The sequence below is a fragment of the Streptomyces sp. NPDC029152 genome, from assembly GCF_055564355.1.
In genome coordinates this window covers 1-1,416 of record NZ_JBVHWR010000066.1, presented here as the reverse complement: position 1 = coordinate 1,416, position 1,416 = coordinate 1, and the positions used below count along the sequence as shown (strand labels likewise).

Sequence of the window (1,416 nt, the reverse complement as noted above, 5' to 3'; positions counted from 1 at the left end):
AACACAGTGGACGCGAGCAACTGAGGACAAGCCCTCGGCCTATTAGTACCGGTCACCTCCACACCTTGCGGTGCTTCCAGATCCGGCCTATCAACCCAGTCGTCTACTGGGAGCCTTACCCCATCAAGTGGGTGGGAGTCCTCATCTCGAAGCAGGCTTCCCGCTTAGATGCTTTCAGCGGTTATCCCTCCCGAACGTAGCCAACCAGCCATGCCCTTGGCAGGACAACTGGCACACCAGAGGTTCGTCCGTCCCGGTCCTCTCGTACTAGGGACAGCCCTTCTCAAGACTCCTGCGCGCACAGCGGATAGGGACCGAACTGTCTCACGACGTTCTAAACCCAGCTCGCGTACCGCTTTAATGGGCGAACAGCCCAACCCTTGGGACCGACTCCAGCCCCAGGATGCGACGAGCCGACATCGAGGTGCCAAACCATCCCGTCGATATGGACTCTTGGGGAAGATCAGCCTGTTATCCCCGGGGTACCTTTTATCCGTTGAGCGACGGCGCTTCCACAAGCCACCGCCGGATCACTAGTCCCGACTTTCGTCCCTGCTCGACCCGTCGGTCTCACAGTCAAGCTCCCTTGTGCACTTACACTCAACACCTGATTGCCAACCAGGCTGAGGGAACCTTTGGGCGCCTCCGTTACCCTTTAGGAGGCAACCGCCCCAGTTAAACTACCCATCAGACACTGTCCCTGATCCGGATCACGGACCCAGGTTAGACATCCAGCACGACCAGACTGGTATTTCAACGACGACTCCCCCTGAACTGGCGTCCAGAGTTCACAGTCTCCCAGCTATCCTACACAAGCCGAACCGAACACCAATATCAAACTGTAGTAAAGGTCCCGGGGTCTTTCCGTCCTGCTGCGCGAAACGAGCATCTTTACTCGTAGTGCAATTTCACCGGGCCTATGGTTGAGACAGTCGAGAAGTCGTTACGCCATTCGTGCAGGTCGGAACTTACCCGACAAGGAATTTCGCTACCTTAGGATGGTTATAGTTACCACCGCCGTTTACTGGCGCTTAAGTTCTCAGCTTCGCCCACCCGAAGGTGAGCTAACCGGTCCCCTTAACGTTCCAGCACCGGGCAGGCGTCAGTCCGTATACATCGCCTTACGGCTTCGCACGGACCTGTGTTTTTAGTAAACAGTCGCTTCTCGCTGGTCTCTGCGGCCACCCCCAGCTCACGGAGTAAATCCGGTCACCGGGTGTGGCCCCCCTTCTCCCGAAGTTACGGGGGCATTTTGCCGAGTTCCTTAACCATAGTTCACCCGAACGCCTCGGTATTCTCTACCTGACCACCTGAGTCGGTTTAGGGTACGGGCCGCCATGAAACTCGCTAGAGGCTTTTCTCGACAGCATAGGATCATCCACTTCACCACAATCGGCTCGGCATCAGGTCTCAGCC

At 56.9% G+C, this 1,416-nt stretch carries 1 rRNA gene; it reads right to left on the bottom strand.

The annotated features are described in order from the left end of the window. Nucleotides 1-22 precede the first annotated feature (22 nt). Nucleotides 23-1,416, bottom strand: a 23S ribosomal RNA gene (locus tag ACZ4V6_RS36540); the annotation flags it as partial.